The 20,394-nt window shown below is 66.6% G+C and carries 17 protein-coding genes; 5 read left to right on the forward strand and 12 right to left on the reverse strand.

Going from position 1 to position 20,394, the window contains the following annotated elements:
• Position 1: 1 nt before the first annotated feature.
• The 4 genes from msrP to ABD866_RS07960 all read right to left on the reverse strand — a co-directional run bounded on the left by msrP (position 2) and on the right by ABD866_RS07960 (position 5,443).
• Positions 2-997: a protein-methionine-sulfoxide reductase catalytic subunit MsrP gene (gene msrP, locus ABD866_RS07945; protein WP_345062973.1), complete on the reverse strand. Its 996-nt coding sequence runs from the start codon at positions 995-997 to the stop codon at positions 2-4.
• Between the two features lie 203 nt (positions 998-1,200).
• Positions 1,201-2,535, reverse strand: coding sequence for a c-type cytochrome biogenesis protein CcsB (gene ccsB, locus ABD866_RS07950; protein ID WP_345062976.1), 1,335 nt, complete (start codon positions 2,533-2,535; stop codon positions 1,201-1,203).
• Positions 2,532-4,676 (reverse strand): cytochrome c biogenesis protein ResB, encoded by a 2,145-nt coding sequence (locus ABD866_RS07955; protein ID WP_345062979.1) that lies wholly within the window; start codon positions 4,674-4,676, stop codon positions 2,532-2,534. Before ABD866_RS07955 ends, ccsB begins: the two co-directional genes overlap by 4 nt.
• A 137-nt stretch (positions 4,677-4,813) precedes the next feature.
• The gene (locus tag ABD866_RS07960; RefSeq protein ID WP_345062982.1) at positions 4,814-5,443 is read right to left on the reverse strand and encodes a c-type cytochrome; all 630 of its coding nucleotides are present in this window, start codon (positions 5,441-5,443) and stop codon (positions 4,814-4,816) included.
• A 71-nt stretch (positions 5,444-5,514) separates the two neighbouring features.
• Between ABD866_RS07960 and yihA the strand changes: the two genes are divergently transcribed.
• A complete protein-coding gene (gene yihA, locus ABD866_RS07965; RefSeq protein ID WP_345062984.1) occupies positions 5,515-6,276 on the forward strand; it encodes a ribosome biogenesis GTP-binding protein YihA/YsxC in 762 nt (253 codons plus the stop codon).
• 42 nt (positions 6,277-6,318) lie between these two features.
• A complete protein-coding gene (locus tag ABD866_RS07970) occupies positions 6,319-7,227 on the forward strand; it encodes an alpha/beta fold hydrolase (RefSeq protein ID WP_345062986.1) in 909 nt (302 codons plus the stop codon).
• A 92-nt stretch (positions 7,228-7,319) separates the two neighbouring features.
• Here the strand turns inward: ABD866_RS07970 and ABD866_RS07975 are convergent, their stop codons facing one another.
• Both ABD866_RS07975 and ABD866_RS07980 read right to left on the reverse strand, forming a co-directional pair.
• A complete protein-coding gene (locus tag ABD866_RS07975; protein WP_345062989.1) occupies positions 7,320-8,189 on the reverse strand; it encodes a lysophospholipid acyltransferase family protein in 870 nt (289 codons plus the stop codon).
• On the reverse strand, positions 8,186-9,037 hold the full coding sequence (locus ABD866_RS07980) for a lysophospholipid acyltransferase family protein (RefSeq protein WP_345062992.1): 852 nt from the start codon (positions 9,035-9,037) through the stop codon (positions 8,186-8,188). The genes ABD866_RS07975 and ABD866_RS07980 overlap by 4 nt, the downstream gene beginning before the upstream one ends.
• Positions 9,038-9,169: 132 nt before the next feature.
• On the opposite strand from ABD866_RS07980, the gene metK reads away from it, so the two are divergent.
• Positions 9,170-10,351, forward strand: a complete 1,182-nt coding sequence (metK, locus tag ABD866_RS07985; protein WP_345062995.1) for a methionine adenosyltransferase — start codon at positions 9,170-9,172, stop codon at positions 10,349-10,351.
• Positions 10,352-10,684: 333 nt separating this feature from the next.
• Here the strand turns inward: metK and ABD866_RS07990 are convergent, their stop codons facing one another.
• The gene (locus ABD866_RS07990) at positions 10,685-11,926 is read right to left on the reverse strand and encodes a diguanylate cyclase (RefSeq protein WP_345062998.1); all 1,242 of its coding nucleotides are present in this window, start codon (positions 11,924-11,926) and stop codon (positions 10,685-10,687) included.
• Between the two features lie 182 nt (positions 11,927-12,108).
• Here ABD866_RS07990 and ABD866_RS07995 point away from each other — a divergent pair, with 182 nt between their 5' ends.
• A complete protein-coding gene (locus tag ABD866_RS07995) occupies positions 12,109-13,158 on the forward strand; it encodes a bifunctional nicotinamide-nucleotide adenylyltransferase/Nudix hydroxylase (RefSeq protein WP_345063000.1) in 1,050 nt (349 codons plus the stop codon).
• A 28-nt stretch (positions 13,159-13,186) separates the two neighbouring features.
• Here ABD866_RS07995 and ABD866_RS08000 read toward each other — a convergent pair whose 3' ends face one another.
• The 4 genes from ABD866_RS08000 to ABD866_RS08015 form a co-directional block, all read right to left on the reverse strand.
• The gene (locus ABD866_RS08000; protein ID WP_345063003.1) at positions 13,187-14,506 is read right to left on the reverse strand and encodes a sensor domain-containing diguanylate cyclase; all 1,320 of its coding nucleotides are present in this window, start codon (positions 14,504-14,506) and stop codon (positions 13,187-13,189) included.
• Between the two features lie 421 nt (positions 14,507-14,927).
• The gene (locus ABD866_RS08005; RefSeq protein ID WP_345063006.1) at positions 14,928-16,841 is read right to left on the reverse strand and encodes a potassium transporter Kup; all 1,914 of its coding nucleotides are present in this window, start codon (positions 16,839-16,841) and stop codon (positions 14,928-14,930) included.
• Between the two features lie 74 nt (positions 16,842-16,915).
• Positions 16,916-17,626 (reverse strand): response regulator, encoded by a 711-nt coding sequence (locus tag ABD866_RS08010; protein WP_345063009.1) that lies wholly within the window; start codon positions 17,624-17,626, stop codon positions 16,916-16,918.
• Positions 17,623-19,170 carry an ATP-binding protein gene (locus tag ABD866_RS08015; protein WP_345063013.1) on the reverse strand — a complete coding sequence of 516 codons (1,548 nt, stop codon included), beginning with the start codon at positions 19,168-19,170 and terminating at the stop codon, positions 17,623-17,625. The genes ABD866_RS08010 and ABD866_RS08015 overlap by 4 nt, the downstream gene beginning before the upstream one ends.
• A gap of 168 nt (positions 19,171-19,338) precedes the next feature.
• On the opposite strand from ABD866_RS08015, the gene ABD866_RS08020 reads away from it, so the two are divergent.
• Positions 19,339-20,142 (forward strand): glucose 1-dehydrogenase, encoded by an 804-nt coding sequence (locus ABD866_RS08020; protein ID WP_345063015.1) that lies wholly within the window; start codon positions 19,339-19,341, stop codon positions 20,140-20,142.
• A 97-nt stretch (positions 20,143-20,239) separates the two neighbouring features.
• On the opposite strand, the gene ABD866_RS08025 is transcribed toward ABD866_RS08020, so the two are convergent.
• The coding region (locus tag ABD866_RS08025) for an ExbD/TolR family protein (protein WP_345063034.1) at positions 20,240-20,394 on the reverse strand (155 nt) is incomplete at its 5' end.

A 20,394-nucleotide genomic window follows, 5' to 3' on the forward strand; every position in this document is an offset into this window, starting at 1 on the left:
GTCAGAAGAACTTCTTCAGGTCCATGCCCGCATACAGCGACGCCACCTGCGGCTCGTAGCCGTTGAACATCAGCGTCTTGCGCTTCTTGGCAAACAGCCCGTCTTCGCCGATGCGGCGCTCGTTGGCCTGGCTCCAGCGGGGGTGGTCCACCGTCGGATTGACGTTGGAATAGAAGCCGTACTCTTGCGGCGCGGCCTTGACCCAGGCCGTGGCCGGTTCGCGCTCCGTCAGACGGATGCGCACGATGCTCTTGGCACTCTTGAAGCCGTACTTCCAGGGCACCACCAGGCGCACCGGCGCGCCGTTCTGGTTGGGCATGACTTCGCCGTACATGCCATAGGCCAGCATCGTCAGCGGGTGCATGGCCTCGTCGAGTCGCAGGCCTTCGGTGTAGGGCCAGTCGATCACGCGCGAGCCCAGGTAGGGCATCATGGTCTTGTCGGCCAGCGTCACAAACTCAACATACCGCGCACTGCCAAGAGGCTCCACGCGCTTGAGCAACTCGGACAGCGAGTAGCCGATCCACGGAATCACCATCGACCAGCCCTCCACGCAGCGCAGGCGGTAAATGCGCTCTTCCTGCGCGCTGAGCTTGAGCAGGTCTTCGATGCCGTACTTGCCGGGCTTCTTCACCAGGCCCTCGACCTCCACCGTCCAGGGCTGGGTCTTGAGCGTGTGGGCATTGCGCGCCGGATCGGCCTTGTCAGTGCCAAATTCATAGAAGTTGTTGTAGGTGGTCGCGTCCTGATAGCCGGTGAGCTTTTCCACCGTTTGCGCACCCGCCAGGGTTGACGGAGTGGCCGCAAGCGCCGCCAGCTTGCCCGGGCGCGCGGTGGCGGCCAGCGCATCGCGCGCGGCCCAGGAGGCCATGGCCGCGCCGGCAGCACCGCCCGCCATGAGGCGCAGCATCTGGCGCCGCTGTTCGTACACCGCGCGCGGTGTGATCTCGGAAGGGACGGGGTGTTGGAAGCCCGTATCGCGCTTGGGAATGAGCATGGGTGTCTCCGGCAAAGGTCGCAGAGGATGCGGATGCGATCCCCGTGACGCTTAATTCGTTCCGTGAACGAACAGGTTACACCCGGTGCGATATTTTTGCCGTCGGGCTGGCGCAAGCCCGAGCAAGCCTTGCCAGAACCGCGCCCGCCACAGGCCGCGTGGCACGGCTACGGCGGGCGCCCGAAGCACCCGCCAGCGCGTCATCAGAGCGAGCCGTAGCTGTGCAGGCCGCTCAGGAACATGTTCACGCCCAGGAAGGCGAAGGTGGTAACCGCCAGGCCCACCAGCGCCCACCAGGCCGAAATCGCGCCGCGCAGCCCCTTCATCAGGCGCATGTGCAGCCAGGCTGCGTAGTTCAACCACACAATCAGCGCCCAGGTTTCCTTCGGGTCCCAGCTCCAGTAGCCGCCCCAGGCCTCAGCCGCCCAAAGCGCGCCCAGCACCGTGGCGATGGTGAAGAATGCAAAACCCACGGCGATGGACTTGTACATCACGTCGTCGAGGATCTCGAACGAGGGCAGACGCGCGGCAATGCGCTTGCGGCCCAGCAGGATGCCCGCCACGATGAGTGCGGACACGCCGAAATAGACCATCCAGTAGTCGCTGCGCGCCTCGCCTGCGCCCTGGCGGAACACGATGGGCTCGAAGCACAGCACCACGCCCAGCAGCCACAGCGGCGCAAGCTTGTACCAGCGCGTTTCACTGGCCTGCAACTTGATCAGGTAGGCAAAGGCCACCATGGCAGCGAGCGCGAACGTGCCGTAGCCAATGAAATTGGCGGGCACATGCAGCTTCATCCACCAGCTCTTGAGGGCGGGCACCAGCGGCTGGATCTCGTGGGCTTCGCGCACCACGGTGTACCAGAGCAGAAAGCCCACGGCCGCGCTCACCACCAGCATCACGAAGCCGCCGAGTGCGCGCGTGGCGTATTGCTCTTCGTAGTACAGGTAGAACAGCGCCGTCATCCAGCAGAACAGCACGAACACTTCGTACAGGTTGCTCACCGGAATGTGGCCGATGTCCGGGCCGATCAGGTAGCTTTCGTACCAGCGCACCATGGTGCCAATCAGCGCCATGGCGGTGGCCACCCACGCGATGCGTGCGCCCAGAGAACCCATGGTCTGGCCCTCGCCGCGCGAGAAGATGCCGATCCAGTAGAACACGGTGCTCATGAAGAACAGCATGCTCATCCACAGGATGGCCGACTGGCTGGACAGGAAGTATTTGAGCAGGAATACGCTGTCGGCACGCGCCAGCTGGCCTGCGCCGTCCTGCTGGTACAGGCCGATGGCGCCCAGCGAGCACACAGCCACCACGGCCATCAGCATGCGCAGCGGCCGCCAGAACCAGCCCAGCCAGATGAGGGTGGGGACGGTACCGACAAGGATGGACTTCTCGTACACGTCCATGTGCATGCCGTAGCGCTGCAGCGCAAAGCCGCCGCCCAGCAGCAAGGCCAGGGCAAACAGCCAGTCGGTGGCATTGCGGCGCGCGAAATAGCCCTCGTTGAGGGAAAGAGTCTGGGTGGCGGTGTTCATGCGTTGCTGCCTCGTTGGGGGGTGGCCCCGATCAGTTTGTCCGCAAGCCGCACAAACTCCTGGTCGCCGTCCAGGGTCTTGCGGTTGGTGGAAAGGGCCATGGTGGCGTGCGCCTGCGCACCCTGGGGGGTCAACCACACCCAGACGCGGCGTTCACGCACATAGAGCATGGCAAAAATGCCGACGATCAGCAAGAAACACCCCAGATAGACGACGTTCTTTCCGGGCGCACGGGCCACCTGGAACACGCTGGCCTGCACCTGGGTGAAGTCGCGCAACTCAAACGCCACGGGCGCGGGATAGGCCTGCACATCGCTGAGCGAGAGCACGGCCTGGGTCATGAACGCGCGCGTCTGGTCGGTCTGCTCAAGCGGCGCCAGGCCGGCCCGCTCGCGCGTGAGCTGCACCAGTTCGAACAGCGAACCGTTGAGGATGCGCACCAGCACCTCGCCAGCACGCGAGCGCTCTTCGGCCGGCACATTCGCCTCCATGAAGTCGGAAATTGCCTGCAAGCCGCCCGGCGCGCCCTGGCCGTCGCCCGACCCCACGGCAAACAGCGTGAGCGCACGCAGCGCCGACTGGAACAGCGGCTCCGACAGGTCGGGCCGGTCGGCTTCGATGGCCTGGCGCACATAGCGGCGCACGGCCTGCTCGCGCGCTGCCGGGTCCGACAAGGCCGCGCGCAGGCGCAGGAAGCCCTCTTTGCTGGCCTGTTCGTCAGCCGGAATGCGCAGGTAGCGGAAGGGCTCGGAGGGTGTCTCACGCACGCCCAGCAAGAACACGGGCACGCCATCGCCCATGTCCACCGGCAGCATGTAGTTGTGGTACTCGCGGGCCTGGCCAGCGGGGTCGCGCAGCTTGTAGGTCACGCTCGGGCCCACGTTGCGCAGCTCCTTCTTGGTCACGGTTTTGTTGGCGGCACCCAGGCGGGCCTCCACCGAGCTGCGCAGATCGACCGAGCGCACGTCTGTGGCCGACGGCCCGCGCACGTCAGCAAAGTTTTCAACGTTGATGGTGCGCAGGCCGGTGAATTCGAGCGTGAGCGTCTCGTCGCCCAGCCCGTTGGTGAGCTGCGTAGAGCCACCGACGGTGCCCTCGACTTCAAAGCCCTTGCCACCGGTTTTCATGGGCACCGCCCGCAGCTTGAGCAGAGAGCCGCCGTCGTCAAAGCTCGACTGGTAGATCTCGATGCCGCGGTGGCTGGCCGGGTGGTTCACCTCCACGCGCGCGGGAATCTTCTCGCCGGTGTGGCGGTCGTGGATGATGATTTCACTGGCAAACAGCTTGGGCATGCCCGTGGAGTAGTGCTCCACGATGAACTTCTTGAGCTCGATGGAAAACGGCAGCTCCTGCAGCAAGATGCCGTCCGACTGGTTGAGGATGGCCGTGCCCGACTGCGTGCCTTCGGCCACCAGCAGGTTGCCGCGGAAGGTCGGATTGCGGTCCGACAGGCGGTGCTGCGCCGGCACGTCGGCGATCAGACCGCCGCCGTTGTAGGTCTCTTTGCCACCAAACCACATCTGGGCGCGCACGATCAGGTCGCCGTCGAGCAGCCCGCCCACGCACACCAGCACGATGGCGCTGTGCGCAGCGATGTAACCGAGTTTGTTGGCCGCACCGGCCTTGGCCGCCACCATCCAGCCTGTGCCCGGGCCCGCCGCGGTATCGCGCTGCTGCAGGCGCACCTTCCATCCGCCCGACGCCAGCAAACCGCCAATGCGCCGTGCCGCGACCTCGGGCGTTTCGCCCAGATCGGACTCGGCCTTGTGGTGAAAGGCCTTGAGGCTCTGCTCGCGGATGTTTTCCTTGTAAACGCGCAGGTCGGCCAGGATCTTGGGCGTGTTGCGCGCAATGCACAGGGAGGTGCTGATCACCAGGAACGCGAGGATCAGCAGGAACCACCAGGCGCTGTACACGGCATTGAGTTGCAGTGCACCAAACAGCTCGGCCCAGAACGGCCCGAACTGGTTGACGTAGTTGACCGCGGGTTCGTGCTGCTTGAGCACGGTGCCAATCACCGAAGCGATGCAGATCACCGTGAGCAGCGAGATCGCGAAGCGCATCGAGGACAGCAGCTCGATCCCAGAGCGCAGGGCCTGGGAGCCGGACTGGATGCGAACGCCTTGGGTGGAGTCAGACATGACAGAAACAAAAGGCTCAAAAGCGAGCAAGAAAAAGGGCGGGACCATCGTTTCGATGGACCCGCCCGTTAGGAATGATTATTGGCGGTTGGTTCCGTGCGGAGTGCCTCCCGGGCCTCCGTCGCGGCAAGGGCCGATCAGCGCAGGCCGGCGATGTAGTCGGAAACGGCCTTGATTTCGCGGTCGTTCAGCTTGGCCGCCACTTGCGTCATCTGCAGGTTGTTGCCGCGGCTGCCGTCGCGGAACATCTTGAGCTGGGCTTCGGTGTAATCGGCGTGCTGGCCTCCCAGGCGCGGGTACTGTGCCGGAATGCCGGCGCCGTTGGGGCTGTGGCAGCCCGCGCAGGCGGCAATCTGGCGGTCTGCGATGCCGCCGCGGTAGATGCGCTCACCCAGCGACACCAGGGCCTTGTCCTTGGCGAAGCCCGGCTTGATCTGCTTGGAGGCCAGCCAGTACGAGATGTTGCGCATGTCGGCGTCCGACAGACCGGCAGCAAAGCCCTTCATGACCGCGTTGTTGCGCTTGCCGGACTTGAATTCCTGCAGCTGCTTGACCAGGTACTCGGGGTGCTGGGCCGCGAGCTTGGGGTTGGCCACGATGGACGAATTGCCATCGGCGCCATGGCAGGCCGCACACATGGCGGTGTAGGCTGCCTCGCCCTTGGCCAGGTCGGGCTTGGCCACGGTGGGCGCCGCACCTGCGGAGAAAGCCGGGAAAGCGGGCGCTGCCAGCGCGGCAGCCATCAGCAGAGGGGCGAGCAACTTCATATCGTGGGTCAGGTTGAGGTGCGCAAAACCTCGCGATTCTACAATGACGCTCCCTCTGCACCCAATTCCCCATGACGACTTCCCCCAGCACGGCCGCGGCCGGCGCGCTTCCCTCTGTGCCGGACGGCCGCACGGCCCTCGGCTGGATGCACACGGCGCGCTTTCTGACCACCGCGGCCCAGCTGCACCACCTGCCGCCCATCACGGTGCCGGAGATTGCGTTCGTGGGCCGCTCCAATGCGGGCAAATCCACCTGCATCAACACGCTTACCCAGCAAAAGCAGCTGGCCTTTGCCTCCAAAAAGCCCGGGCGTACCCAGCACATCAACCTGTTCTCGCTGGGCAAGCAGGGCGTGACCGACGCGGTGCTGGCCGACCTGCCGGGCTACGGCTACGCGGCCGTGTCGCGCACCGACAAGCAGCGCTGGCAGCAGGTGATGGTGAATTACCTCGTCAGCCGCGAAAGCCTGACGGGCATCGTGCTGCTGTGCGACCCGCGCCTGGGCCTGACCGAGCTGGACGAAGCCCTGCTCGAAGTCATCCGCCCCCGCGTGGAGCAGGGGCTCAAATTCCTGGTGCTGCTCACCAAGGCCGACAAACTCACGCGCTCGGAGCAGGCCAAGGTGCTGTCGATTACGCGACTGCAGGCCGGCGGGGGCGAGGTGAAGATGTTCTCGGCCCTGAAGAAACAGGGCGTGGAAGACGTGGCGCAGCTGCTGTGGCAGTGGTCGCATCCGGTGCAGCCGCCTGCGGCCGAGCCTGCGGGCAGCGAATCACCGGATGCGCCCGCGGCCCCGGCGGCCGAAGCGCCGCCCCCCGAAGCCCGCGGCTGACCGGCGCACCCCGCGCACCGGGCCGCACCCTGGAGTGCCCCCGTGACCATCGAAGAGCGCGTTGTCTCCCTGCCCCACGGCATCGACCTGGCCTGCCGCACCGCGGGCCTGCCCGGTCGGCCGGTGATGCTGTTCCTGCACGGCTTCCCGGAAGGCGCGTTCATCTGGGACGAGTTGCTGCTGCACTTTGCGCGCCCTGAACACGGCGGCTACCACTGCGTGGCCCCCTACCTGCGGGGTTTTGGTCCCTCGTCCAAGCCCGCGGCGGTGGAGGCCTACCGCGCCAAGCACCTGGTGCAAGACCTGGCCGCGCTGGCCGATGCGCTCAGCCCCCAGCAGCCGCTGGCCTGCCTGGTGGCGCACGACTGGGGCGGCGCCGTGGCCTGGAACTTCGCCAACCAGCAGCCCGCACGCATGGCGCGCCTGGCCATCGTCAACTCGCCGCATCCGGGCACGTTTTTGCGCGAGCTGCAGTCCGACCCGGCCCAGCAGGCGGCCAGCCAGTACATGCATTTTCTTTGCCGCCCCGACGCCGAAGCCCTCCTGGCCGAGGACGACTTCCGGCGGCTGTTCGGCTTTTTCGACAACCCGGCGGGCGAGCCTCCGGCCTGGCTGACCCCGGCGGTGCGCGCGCAGTACCGCGCCGTGTGGCAGCAGGGCCTGACCGGCCCCTGCCACTACTACCGCGCCAGCCCGCTGCGCCCGCCGCGCGACGGCGACCCGGCCGCCCAGGCCGTGAGCCTGCCGGACAGCATGCTCACCGTGCAGGTGCCGACGCTGGTGGTCTGGGGCATGGACGACCCGGCGCTTCGGCCCGGACTGCTGCAAGGCCTGGACAACTGGATCCCGCAGTTGCAGGTGCGCCCGGTGCCCGGCGCCTCGCACTGGATCGTGCACGAAGAGCCCGAGCGCATTGCGTACGAGATCGGCCGCTTTCTCCAGGGCCAATGACGCTATTAATTTAATAGCTGCTCGTGCTTGATTTTCAAGCACGAGCAGTCAATTTGGCTTGAAACGCCCCGGCGCCGCACGCAGGCGCAGCCTCAGGCGTAGGGCGAGGGTTCGCCGGACGGGCGGGTCTTGAAACGCTTGTGCACCCAGTAGTACTGGCCCGGGTCCACGTCGATCTCGCGCTGCAGCTCAGCGTTCATGCGCGCGGTGTCGGCCACCACGTCGTCGGTCGGATAGTCGGCCCAGGCGGGCGAGATCTCGGCCACGTAGCCCGTGGGCGTGATGCGCGTGACCATGGTGATCACCTTGGCCCGCCCCAGCCGCGCAAAGCGGGACAGCGAAGGCACGGTGGCCGCCTGGTGGCCGTAAAACGGCACAAACAGCGAATCCGCCGGGCCGAAGTCCATGTCGGGCAGCAGGTACAGCAGCCCGCCCTGGCGCAGCCCGCTCAGGATGGGTTTGACGCCATCGCCACGGTTGAGCATGCGCACGTTGCCAAAGCGCTGGCGGCCCGCGCGGATCCACGCATCCACCGCCGGGTCGGGCTGGGTGGCAAAGATCGAGGTGAAGGCCCGATCGGTGTGCAGCGTAAGCGCCGAGCCGCCGGCGTCCATGCCGTAGAAATGCGGCGCAAAAATAATGGTCGGCGTATCGCCGTCGAGCTCGTGCAGCGCCCCTTGCAGCTTCACCCGCGACAGCACCACCTCGGCCGGAGCCTTCCAGAGCCAGCTGCGGTCCAGCCAGGTCTGGCAAAACGCGACGAAGCTCTGGCGCGCCCAGCGGCGGCGCTGCGCCTCGGGCACCTGCGGATAGCACAGCGCCAGATTGCGCAAGGTCACGCGGCGGCGTGGCGCAGCCAGCACAAACAGCACTTCGCCGATCAGCCAACCCAGTGCGCGCAGCACGGGCAGCGGCAAGCGCGCCAGCACGCCCATGAACCACACGCCAAGCCGCCCCGTCATACCGCCTGCTCCTGCATCGGCATTTCGTCGCGCGGCTGCTTGTAGCGCGCGTAGCCCCACAGGTACTGGTCCGGGCATTCGCGGATCAGCGACTCCATGGCGGCATTGATCTGGTGCACGGCGGCGTCCAGGTCGGCCGCCAGCGGCTCGTCCAGCGCGCGCATGTGCAACTCGTAGCCCTGGCCCCGGGGCAGGCGCTCGCAGCGCACCAGCACCACGGCTGCGCCGGTCTGCAAGGCCAGTCGGGCCGCCAGTGTCATCGTGTAGGCCTCGCGGCCAAAAAACGACGACCACACGCCCTGCCCTTGCGGCGGCACCTGGTCGGGCAGCAGCCCCACGGCCTCGCCGCGGCGCAGGGCCTTGATCATCTGGCGCACGCCCATGAGATTGGTGGGCACCGCCAGCATGCCCGGGCGGTTGCGCGCCGTGCGCATGAGGTCGGCCAGCCAGGCCTGACGCGCCGGCCGGTACAGCACCGTGATCGGCCCCCGGCGCTCGCCCCATTGGCGCGCGATGCCCTGAGCCGACATCTCAAAGCAGCCCAGGTGCGGCGTGAGGTACAGCACACCCTGGCCGCGCTCGTACACAGGCTCAATGGCCTCTGCGTTCCGGATGCGGCACGGAACGGGCGCACCCAGCCACAGGCGCGGCAGCTCGGCCGCCATGCGCCCGGCGTGCCCAACGGCTGCCGCCACCGCGCCAAAGCGGTAGCCCGCCTGCCGGGCATTGGCCAGAAAGCGGCGGCGGTACACCCCCGAGACCGCGAACACCACCCAACCCAGCAGCGCACCCAGGGCGTGGAGCAACCCCAACGGGCAGCGGGACAAGAGACGGAAGAGGACTGGCATTAAAATGAAAGCGTCGCTGAGTTAACTGAGCAACTTGCAGGGCGACGGTAAATAAAACTGCTAAAGCGTTCGCCAAAGCTCCTACCGAGTCAGGGCGGCGCCCCAAATGCCGGAACACAGGAGTTTATTCAAATGGCGAACGACTTTCTCTTCACGTCCGAATCGGTGTCCGAAGGCCACCCCGACAAGGTGGCCGACCAGATCTCGGACGCCATCCTCGACGCAATCTTTGCCCAGGACCCACGCTCGCGCGTGGCCGCCGAGACACTGACCAACACCGGTCTCGTTGTGCTGGCCGGTGAAATCACCACCAACGCGCACGTGGACTACATCCAGGTCGCGCGCGACACCATCAAGCGCATCGGCTACGACAACACCGAATACGGCATTGACTACAAAGGCTGCGCGGTGCTTGTGGCCTACGACAAGCAGTCCAACGACATCGCCCAGGGCGTGGACCACGCGAGCGACGACTACCTGAACATCGGCGCGGGCGACCAGGGCCTGATGTTCGGCTACGCCTGTGACGAAACGCCCGAGCTCATGCCCGCGCCCATCTACTACGCCCACCGCGTGGTCGAGCGCCAGGCCCAGCTGCGCAAGGACGGCCGCCTGCCCTTCCTGCGCCCGGACGCCAAGAGCCAGATCACGATGCGCTACGTGGACGGCAAGCCGCACAGCATCGACACCGTGGTGCTCTCCACCCAGCACAGCCCCGACCAAAGCGAGACGGCCACCAAGATGAAGGCCAGCTTTTACGAGGCCTGCATCGAGGAAATCATCAAGCCGGTGCTGCCCAAGGAGTGGCTGCAGAACACGCGCTACCTGATCAACCCCACGGGCCGCTTCGTGATTGGCGGCCCGCAGGGCGACTGCGGTCTGACGGGCCGCAAGATCATTGTGGACACCTATGGTGGCGCCTGCCCGCATGGCGGCGGCGCGTTCAGCGGCAAAGACCCGACGAAGGTGGACCGCAGCGCCGCCTACGCTGCGCGCTACGTGGCCAAGAACATCGTGGCGGCAGGCCTGGCGCGCCAGTGCCAGATCCAGGTGGCCTACGCCATCGGTGTGGCCGAGCCCATGAACATCACGGTGTACACCGAAGGCACGGGCGTGATCCCCGACGAGCAGATCGCCGCACTGGTGCGCTCGCATTTCGACCTGCGCCCCAAGGGCATCATTCAGATGCTGGACCTGCTGCGCCCGATCTACAGCAAGACCGCAGCCTACGGCCACTTCGGCCGCGAAGAACCCGAGTTCACCTGGGAGAAGACCGATAAAGCTGCGGCCCTGCGGGCAGCAGCCGGGCTGTAAGCCCGCCGCGCAGACAGCGCGGTATCGGTCTTCGGGCGTGGTTCATATCGCGCCCGCGATGTGAGCGAAGACCACGGTACGGACAAGGCTGCTGCACCGCGTGCAGCAGCCGGCCTGTGAAGGCCACGCTCGCGCATGGGGCGGGCACCGGGCACACCGCCCAGGAAGGTGCCGGTGAGTGCCATAAGCAGGGGCACGGCCCGCCAGCAAGCTGCCTGCGCCGGGCACTGCCGTTCTCGGCGCGCCGCCGCTTTGTACGGTGCTGTGGCGCTTCGACGCTGCCTGCTGGGGCAGCGTTCTGCTGCCGCCACCCCCAGCGCATGCAGCGGCGGTTCAGGCTGCGTCCTGCGCCCGCACCACGCAGTTGCGGCCGCTGGCCTTGGCCTGGTAGAGCGCGGTGTCGGCGCGCTTGATCAGCGCGTGGCTGTCTTCCTCGTGGTTCCAGGTGGCGACGCCAAAACTTGCGCTGACATGGCCCACCGCGTCGAACGGCGTGCCGGCAATGCGGGCGCGTACCGCCTCGGCAATGGCCATGGCGGCTTCCACAGGCGTTTCCTTGAGCAGCAGGATGAACTCCTCGCCGCCAAAGCGGGCCGCGCAGTCCGAAGAGCGCAGCAGCTCCCGCACGCGCAGCGCTGTCTTCTTGAGCACGACATCGCCCGAGTCGTGCCCGAACGTGTCGTTGATGCGCTTGAAGAAGTCGATGTCGAAGATCACCACCGACAGATGCCCCTTGCGGATGCGGGTCTCGGCCATCTCGGATTCCAGCCGCTCAAAGAACCGGCGGCGGTTCACCAGATCGGTGAGGAAGTCCTTGGTGGCCAGGTCTTCGAGCTTGCGATTCAGACGCGCCATGGGCTCGATCACCAGCGACGACAGCGACAGGTTCAGCACCGCGAACAGCAGCAGAAAGCTCGCCAGAAGCGCCCCCATCACGGTGTAGAAGGTCTGCCGCGCCTTTTCAAGCGGGTAGAACATCGGCACCTTCACCACCTGGATGCCCACGGTTTCGTTGAGCTTCCAGCCGAAGCCGTTTTTGTCGCCGTACACCTGCAGCATGCTGGGCGGTGCGATGTCGGGAGTGCTGTGACAGGCCAGGCATTGCTGCTGCTTGATCGTGATGGGCCGGGCCACGTACATCGCGCGGTGCACGCCTTCGCCTACCACGCCCGACACCTCTTGCTGCAGCGGCGTGCGGCCCTCCCGGAAGCCCTGCACAACCTTCTCTTCCCATTCGTTGGCCTTGTCGCGGGGGTTCGTCGGGTTGAGCACCGCCTCCTTGTACTCGTAGCCCGGAAAGCGCGCCTGCAGGCGGCGCAGCGTTTCGGTGGCGGCGTAGGCCGGCACAGTCTGCGGCAAAAAGCGCTCTGCCAGCATCGGGTCCAGGTGGGGCTTGACGGACTCGGTCGTGTAGTCGCGAATTGCCATGGCCGTGTGCATCATCACCTGGGAGTTGTGGCGCACCTCCTCGATGGCGGTTTCTTCCAGAAACCGGTGCACATACCAGCCGGCTCCGGCCGCAGCCAGTAGCAGCACGGCCGCCAGCACCAGGTTGAACTTGATCCGCAATGACATCGGCCCCTCTCGCTCCGTGGTTGTGATGTGCCACCACACCGCGGGTAGCGCCCGGCTTTGTGCCAGATTTGCCCACGGTCGTCCAGCAAAAAGCGGCCCGCGCTGCGTACCCGGACGCGAGGCCTCGCGCACAATCGCAGCCACCGTTTCTGTTGTGATGGCCATCGTGCGCCACCTCTGCCATGTTCGACACCGCCATCCTGATCGGGCGCTTTGAGCCCGTGCACCACGGCCATGTGGCCCTGTTGCAACACGCCCTGGACCACGCCCCGCAGGTCATCGTCGTCATGGGGTCGGCCTGGCAGGCCCGCTCGCCCAAGAACCCCTTTACTTGGCAGGAGCGCGAGGCCATGCTGCGCGGCGCGCTGCCGGATGCAGTGCAGCAGCGCCTGAAAGTGCTGCCGGTGCGCGACTACTACAACGAATCCGTCTGGGTGCAGGCGGTGCGGCGGCAAGTGGCCGGCTGTGTGCCGCCCGGGGCCCGCGTGGCCCTGGTTGGGCACTTCAAGGACGCCACGAGCAGTTACCTGGACCGCTTTCCCGGCTGGGCGCTGCTGGCCCTGCCGCGCCAGGGCAGCACAGACGCCACCGGCATCCGGGAGGCCTACCTGGGCGCCCCGCCCGATGGGCTGGAGGCCGCGCTGGCCCCCTGGCGCCCGCAGATGCCCGAAAGCACCTGGGCGTTTTTACAGTCCTTTGCCCACGCGCCCGACAGCCGCGGCGCTTATGTGCGGCTGTGCACTGAATGGCAGGCCCTGCGCACTGCGCGCGAGGCCTGGTCGCAGGCCCCGTACCCGCCGGTGTTTGTCACCGTGGACGCCGTGCTGCGCTGCCAGGACCATGTGCTGCTGATCCGGCGCGGCCATCCGCCGGGCGAGGGCTTGCTGGCCGTGCCCGGAGGCTTTATCGAACAACGCGAAACGCTGTGGCAGTCGTGCGTGCGCGAGTTGCGCGAAGAGACCCATTGCGCCGTGCCCGAAGCGCAGTTGCGGGCTGGCCTGCGCGACGTGAAAGTGTTTGACCACCCCGACCGCAGCCAGCGCGGGCGCACCATCACGCACGCCCACTACATCGACCTGGGCGACATGGCGCTGCCCGCCGTGCAGGCCGACGACGATGCGCGCGATGCCCAGTGGGTGCCACTGGCTGCGCTGGCGGGACGCGAAGCGGAGTTCTTTGAAGACCATTTCCACATGCTCGACCACTTTCTCGGGCTCACGCCACGGCCCTGACAGCCACGCATCGCGGGGCGTGGGGCGTTTAGAAAGCAGGGGCCGCCGTCATCGGCGGCATTTGCAGGGGGTACAGCGGCGCGGCGCACTCCACACGGTTGCGGCCGTTGGCCTTGGCGCGATACAGCGCCGAGTCGGCCGACATGAACAGCTCTTCCACGCTCAGGCCATGGTCGGGGTACACGGCCACGCCGAAGCTTGAGGTCACGCGACCCAAGGAGTCGAGGTCGGGCCAGACGGTCTGCTCAAGCGTGCGGCGCAGCTGGTCGGCCAGCAATACCAAGTGGTGCAGGCCGATGTCGGCGCAGACCATGAGGAATTCCTCACCGCCCCAGCGAAACACATGGTCGGTGCTGCGCACCTGCGACTTGACCACGCGCGCCACTTCGCGCAGCACCTCGTCACCCACCTTGTGGCCGAAGCGGTCGTTGACCTCCTTGAAGTGGTCCAGGTCGAACAGGCACAGGCCCATGGGCACCTGCAGGCGGCGGCACAGCTCCAGTTGCTGGTGCAGCACGCGCTCGCATTCGCGGCGGTTGAGCAGGCCGGTCAGTACATCGTGCGATGCGATGTCCTGCAGCGCGAGTTCGGCGTTCTTGCGGTCGGTGATGTTCTCGACCATGCCGACCATGCGCGTGGGCTGGCCCTGCGGGTCGCGGTCGCACACGCGGCCGCGGTCGTGCACCCAGATGTAGTGGCCATTGCGGTTGCGCAGCCGGTATTCCACGTCGTAGCGCTCGCGCAGGCCGTCCAGATGCTCGTGCAGCACCCGTTGCACCCAGGCGGTGTCGTCGGGGTGCACGTTGTCCACCCAGGTGTTCAGGTGCGGCGCCATCTCGTGGGGGCCATAGCCCAGCATGCGCTTGAGCTGCGGGCTGAAAAACACCTCGCCGGTGGGCAGGTTCCAGTCCCAGAGGCCGTCGGTGGCATCGGTGAGCGCGTAGCGCAGCTGCACATCGCGCGCGGCCTGCTCCTGCTCCAGCGCCACGCGCTGCGTGATATCGCGCGCCACCGACAGAAACAGCTCCCGGCCCTCGTGCGCAAAGCAGCTGGTGTGCACCTCCACCGGCACCTCGCCCCCGCCACTGTGCCGATGCCGCCCGAGAAAGTAGTAGCCGGGCGCATCGCGAATGGCCTGCGCGATGCTGGCCCACTGTTCGGGCCCCACCACGTCCTTTTGCAGACTCAGCACCGAGTGCTGGACGATCTCGTCGCGCGTCAGCCCCACCTGCGCCAGGGCGGCCTCATTGCAGTCGAGGATGAGCGAGGTGCTGGGATCGATGAGGAACACCGCATCGGGCACGTGCTGGAACACCGCCTGGAGCGTGGGAGAGGGCTGAAGCTGCATAGGATGGGGCGGGCGTACGGCCAAGCCAGACAGTGGCCGAGTCCATCGTAGCGACGCACCGCACTGGGCTGCAAGGACTTTCGGCCGCAGCCTTGACCCAGGTCTGGCCTCTGCCGCGGCACGGGCCTGGGCCGCACGCCAGGGAACAGCCGGTTCGCACAGTCGGCCACCCCTCGGCGTCGGGCCGTTGGCGGCCTGCAGGCGCTGCCCTGCGCATGGCCCATCTGCGACCATCGCACCCGCCACCCCTGTCCGCCAGGCGCCGTCAATTGCTACATTTTTGATAGCTTGTCGTGCTTGAATATGCTGGGCTACAGGCCTATTTGGCATCAAGTCACCCCGTACCGCCTGCCGACCTTGCGAGGCTTGACCTTGGAGGGCCCATGCCGGGATGCGGCCGCCAGGCAGCGCCTGCGGAGCGTCAGATGGAGACCCGTGTGCCCAGTTCCACCACCGCATTGCTGGGCAAACGAAAGAACTCCACCACCCCGCCGGCGTTTTGGCTCATGGTGGCAAACAGCTTTTCGCGCCAGCGGGCCATGCCTCCACCGGGCGAAGGCACCACGGTTTCGCGGCTCAAAAAGAAACTGCTTTCGAACAGCGATACGGCCAACCCGTGTGAAGCCGTCAGCTCCAGGGCCTTGGGCACATCGGGCGTGTTCATGAACCCATAGTTCACCTCCACCCGCCAGAAGCCACGGCCCAGCGCATGCACAACCACCCGTCGGTCCATGGGCACCCAGGGGACGTCCTGAAAACGCACCGTCAGGATCACGTTGCGTGCGTGCAGCACCTGGTTGTGCTTGAGGTTGTGCAAAAGCGCCTGGGGCACCGTTTGCGGGTCTGCTACGGCATAGATGGCGGTACGCTCGGCCCGGTTCACGCTGCGGGGGTCGAGTTGATCGATGAACTCCTGCAAGGACACGCCCTCGCGGCGGATGCTGGCCATCACCAGCTCGCGGCCGCGCCGCCACGTGCTCATCAGCACAAACAGCACCAGGCCCAGCGTGAGCGGGAACCAGCCGCCATCCATGAACTTGATTGCGCAACCCGCCACCAGCAGCGCATCGATGAACAGAAAGAATGCGGTGGCTCCGAGGGCCACGGGAGCGGGCATGCGCCAGCCTTCCCGCACCACAAAGTAGGTCAGCATGGTGGTGATCATCATCGTCAGGGTCACGGCAATGCCGTAGGCGCTGGCCAGGGCGGACGAACTGCCAAAGAACAGCACCACCGCCAGCACGCCAGCCAGCAGCGCCCAATTGACCCCTGGCATGTAGATCTGCCCCATCTCACGGGCACTGGTGTAGTGCACCCGCATGCGCGGAAGAAACCCCATCTGCATCGCCTGCTTGGTCAGGGAATACGCACCGGAGATGACGGCCTGGGACGCGATGATGGCAGCCATGGTGGCCAGCACCAGTGCGGGCAGTAGCCACGCCTCGGGGAACAGGCGATAGAAAGGATTCTGGATCGCGGACGGATCGCCCATCAGCAACGCCCCTTGCCCCAGGTAGTTCAGCGCCAGACCTGGCAGCACCAGGGTGGTCCAGGCGATCTGGATCGGCTTGCGCCCGAAGTGCCCCATGTCGGCGTACAGCGCTTCTGCGCCCGTCAAGGCCAGCACGATGGCCCCCACCGCCACAAACATGTGCCAGCCGCGCGCAGACAGAAAGTCCCATGCGTGCAGCGGATTCAGCGCGGCCAGGATCGCGGGCTGCTGTGCGATGTGCCACAGCCCCACGCCCCCCAGCACGCTGAACCACAGCACGATGATGGGGCCAAAGAAGCGCCCCACCACCGCTGTCCCGAATCGTTGCACCAGAAACAGGCCGATCAGGATGGCCACGCTGGCGGGCACCACGTACGGCTTGAGTGCGGGGGTCAGCACCTCCAGCCCCTCCATGGCCCCGAGCACCGAGATGGCGGGGGTGATCAGACTGTCGCCGTAGAACAGCGTGGCGCCAAACACGCCCAGCAGCAGCAGACCGCGGCGCAAGGCCGGGCGATCCTCCACCGCGCGTGCAGCCAGCGCCGTCAGGGCCAACCCACCGCCTTCGCCATGGTTGTCGGCACGCAGGATGAGGATGACGTACTTCAGGGTCACCACCAGCATCAACGCCCAGAAAATGGTCGAGACGGCCCCGATCAGATGCGGCGCATCCAGCGGCACGCCCGTGTGTGGAGCGAAGATTTCCTTGACGGTGTAAAGCGGGCTCGTGCCGATGTCACCATAGACGACACCGATAGCCGCTAACGTGAGTGCGCCGAGTCCCTGTCGGCCCGCGCCTTGAGAGGCTGAGGTGCGCGGCGTTGCTGTCTCTGGGGTTTGCATGAGGTTTCCGTGGCTGAACAAGGTGGCCACGATGCCTTGCAGCGCATCAGCAACGCATAAGTCCCTGCGCCCTTTCAATCGCTGGCATCCGGCTCCGCCAGGCGATAGCCGACCCCCGGGTCGGTCAGCAGGTGCTGGGGGTCGGCGCTGTTGTGTTCGAGCTTGGCGCGCAGCTGGCCCATGTACAGGCGCAGGTAATGGGTCTGCTCGGTGTGCTCCGGGCCCCAGACGTCGGTGAGCAGCTGGCGGTGCGTGACCACCTGGCCCGCCTGCCGCACCAGCCTGGCCAGCAGGGCGTATTCGGTGGGCGTGAGGTGCACATCCTGGTGGTCCAGGCGCACCCGCCGGGCTCTGAGGTCCACCTCCAGCGGGCCGTGCTGGTAGTGCAGCAGCGCAGGCTCGCTGAAGTGGCCACGGCGACGCAGCGCCACACGCATGCGCGCCAGCAATTCTCCAATGCCGAATGGCTTGACCAGATAGTCGTCGGCACCGTCGTCCAGCATGCGGATCTTCTGCCCTTCGGCTTCGCGGGCAGAGATCACGATCACAGGGGTGTTGCCAGTGCGGCGCAGATCGGCCAGCAACGCCTGGCCATCCCCATCCGGCAAACCCAGATCCAACAGCACCAGATCGATGCGGTCATGGGGCAACGCATGCTGCCACTGGGCCCGGGCGTCGGCAAGACTGGCAGCGGTACGGATGTCGTAACCCTCGACCAGCAAGGCCTCGCGCAGCGCGCCGCGCAGCACGCGGTCGTCCTCCACCAGCAGCACGCGTCGGCTCATGCGTGCGCCTCCGGTGCCATCGGGGTCGCTGGCCCCTGTCCATCGCAATGCCAGGGCAAGCGGCATTCGAACCGACAGCCACCCCCTTCCCGATCCTGCAACAACAGCTCGCCATGGTGGGCCCAGGCAATCGCACGGCACACGGCAAGGCCGACACCTGCGCCGCGGTCACGGTCTGCATGGGACGCAGAGAGCGCTGTCTCGCCACGCTGAAACACCTCGAACACCTTCTCGCGCCAAGCGGCAGAGATCCCAGGTCCGCGGTCGCTGACCACCAGCGTCACAAACTCTGCATCGCATGTCGCCTGCAGCTCCACCGGCGAATCGCCCGGACAGTACTTGAGGGCGTTGTCCAGCAGGTTGTCCAGCAACTGTGAGACCAGCATCGCGTCGCACCACAGCAACGGCAAGTCGGGTGCCACCTGCACGCGCACCCGGCTGCCTTCGGGTCGGACCCGCACACGCCGCAGCACCGCCCCCACCAGCTCCTCAGCCGACTCCCAGTCGCAGCGCAGACGGACCTCGGGCGCGTCCAGACGCGCCAGCTGCAGGGTGTTGTCGGTCAGCCGCGCCAGCCGCTCACTTTCCTCGACGATGCCCGCCGCAAGCCGCTCGCGCTGATCGGCGGCAAGACGCGCTCCCTGCTCGCGCAGGGCCGATGCGGCCCCCATGATGGTGGCCAGAGGTGTGCGGTAGTCGTGCGAGATGGCCGCCAGCAAGGCACTGCGAGTGGCCTGCAACTGCGCCTGTTCGCGTGCCAGCTGTTCCTGGGCCCCCATCAGCGAACGGTGCAAGGCGCTGCCCATCTGATCGCACAACGCCTGCAGATGGGAACGCAGCGCCTCCCCCTCTGGACGGTGCCCCAGACCTGCAATCAGCACGGCACCCAGGGTGACGCCGCGGCCACGCAAGGGAAGGTACACGTCGTCCAGCTGGTCATAGCGTCCGGTGCCCGCTCCGATCGCTCGGCCTTCACGCTCACACACCGCCAGCCCCGCGCGCTGCTCGTCGTCTGGAGCCCCGACCAGCAGCGACCTTGGGTCCCCGGATGGCTGACCGAGCGTGTGCCGTACGGACACGACCACCGCGCGACCTGTGGCCTCTTCCAGGGCTGCGCACAAGGCAGCGGCATGGGCCGCCGGGTTGCTCGCGTCCCGCAGGGTGTCGCCCCATTGGCGCAACCGGGCTTCGCGGGTGGCCAGTTGACGCGCCGCCTCGGTCAGGCGGCGCTGGCGAATCACCAGCCCTGCGATGATCCAGTTCACCAGCAGCAACACCACCAGCAGCAGTGCGTTTTGCTGCAGATCGACGTTGAAGGTGAACTTCGGCGGAATGAAAAACCAGTTGAAGGCCAATACCGCCACGGCACTGATCACTGCGCTGATCCACCCGGGCAGCCAGAGGGACGAAAGCGCCGAGGCCACCACCAGCACCATGGAAAGATTGGCAAGATCGAGCCGCGTCTCCAGCGCAAGCATGGCGACTCCGGAGGCGGACCAAACCAGCACTGCAAAAATGACACCGGTGCACTTGCTGGACTCCATGCCACGAGCCTAACCCGAACGGCGTACGGAAAGCATATGGACACAAGCCTGCGCTGCCTGCAGCAGGCCCGTTGGCGGATGTGCCGGCGATGCCCCTGCTGCAAACGCCCGCGCCGGGTAAGCCGTCACCATCTGCACACTCTTCACACGCCAAGGAAACAGACACGCATGACAAGGCTGCATCACAAGGTCGCCCTCGTCACAGGCGCCGCGCAAGGCATCGGGGCTGCCATTGCGCAGGCGATGGCGCAGGAGGGCGCGACGGTCATCCTGACCGACATCCACGAGGCGCTGCTGCGGCAGACGGCCGAGACCCTGGGCATGCCGTGGCTCGCACTCGACGTGCGAGACGAGGACCACTGGGCAGCGGCCATGCAGCAGGTGCTTGCGCAACATGGCGGGCTGCACGTGCTGGTCAACAATGCAGGCATCACCGGGCTTGAGCAGGGAGCGCTGCACGACCCTGAACACGCATCGCTGGAAGAATGGCGGCGCGTGCACGCCACCAATCTGGACGGCGTGTTTCTGGGCTGCAAACATGCCCTGCGCGCCATGCGCCTTCTCCCCACGGGCACCAGCGGCTCCATCGTCAACATCTCGTCGCGTTCAGGCATCGTCGGCATCCCGGCTGCGGCCGCCTACGCGTCGAGCAAGGCTGCGGTGCGCAACCACACGAAATCGGTAGCGCTCTACTGCGCCGAGCAAAGGCTGCCTGTGCGCTGCAACAGCATCCACCCGGCAGCCATCCTCACGCCCATGTGGGAGCCGATTCTGGGCACAGGCCCAGACCGGGAGGCGACGATGCAGGCCATGGTGGCCGACACGCCGCTGCGCCGGTTCGGTACACCGCACGAGGTGGCGAGCCTGGCCGTGTTTTTGGCTTCGGACGAATCTGCTTACGTGACCGGCTCGGAGTTTCACGTGGACGGGGGCATCCTGGCCGGCTCTGCGGCGGTGCCAGCCCAGCAGTAGCCCGGGGCGTTCAGTCCGACATCTGGCCAGACACACTCCCGGCACACCGCTCAGCTTTGCACGCAGGCTTTCGCCCCCCTGGCGCAACCGCCAGGGTTTACTGCGGCTCGGTCACAAAGCCAATTTTGCGCACGCCAGCCCGCTGGGCCATAGCCATGGCCTGGGCCACCCGCTCGTAGCGCACTTCCTTGTCCCCGCGGATGTGCAGGTCCGGCTGCGGGTCGCGCGCAGCCTCGGCCTGCAGGCGGGGCA

The sequence above is a fragment of the Acidovorax lacteus genome, assembly GCF_039540375.1.
Classification (GTDB): domain Bacteria; phylum Pseudomonadota; class Gammaproteobacteria; order Burkholderiales; family Burkholderiaceae_C; genus Acidovorax_G; species Acidovorax_G lacteus.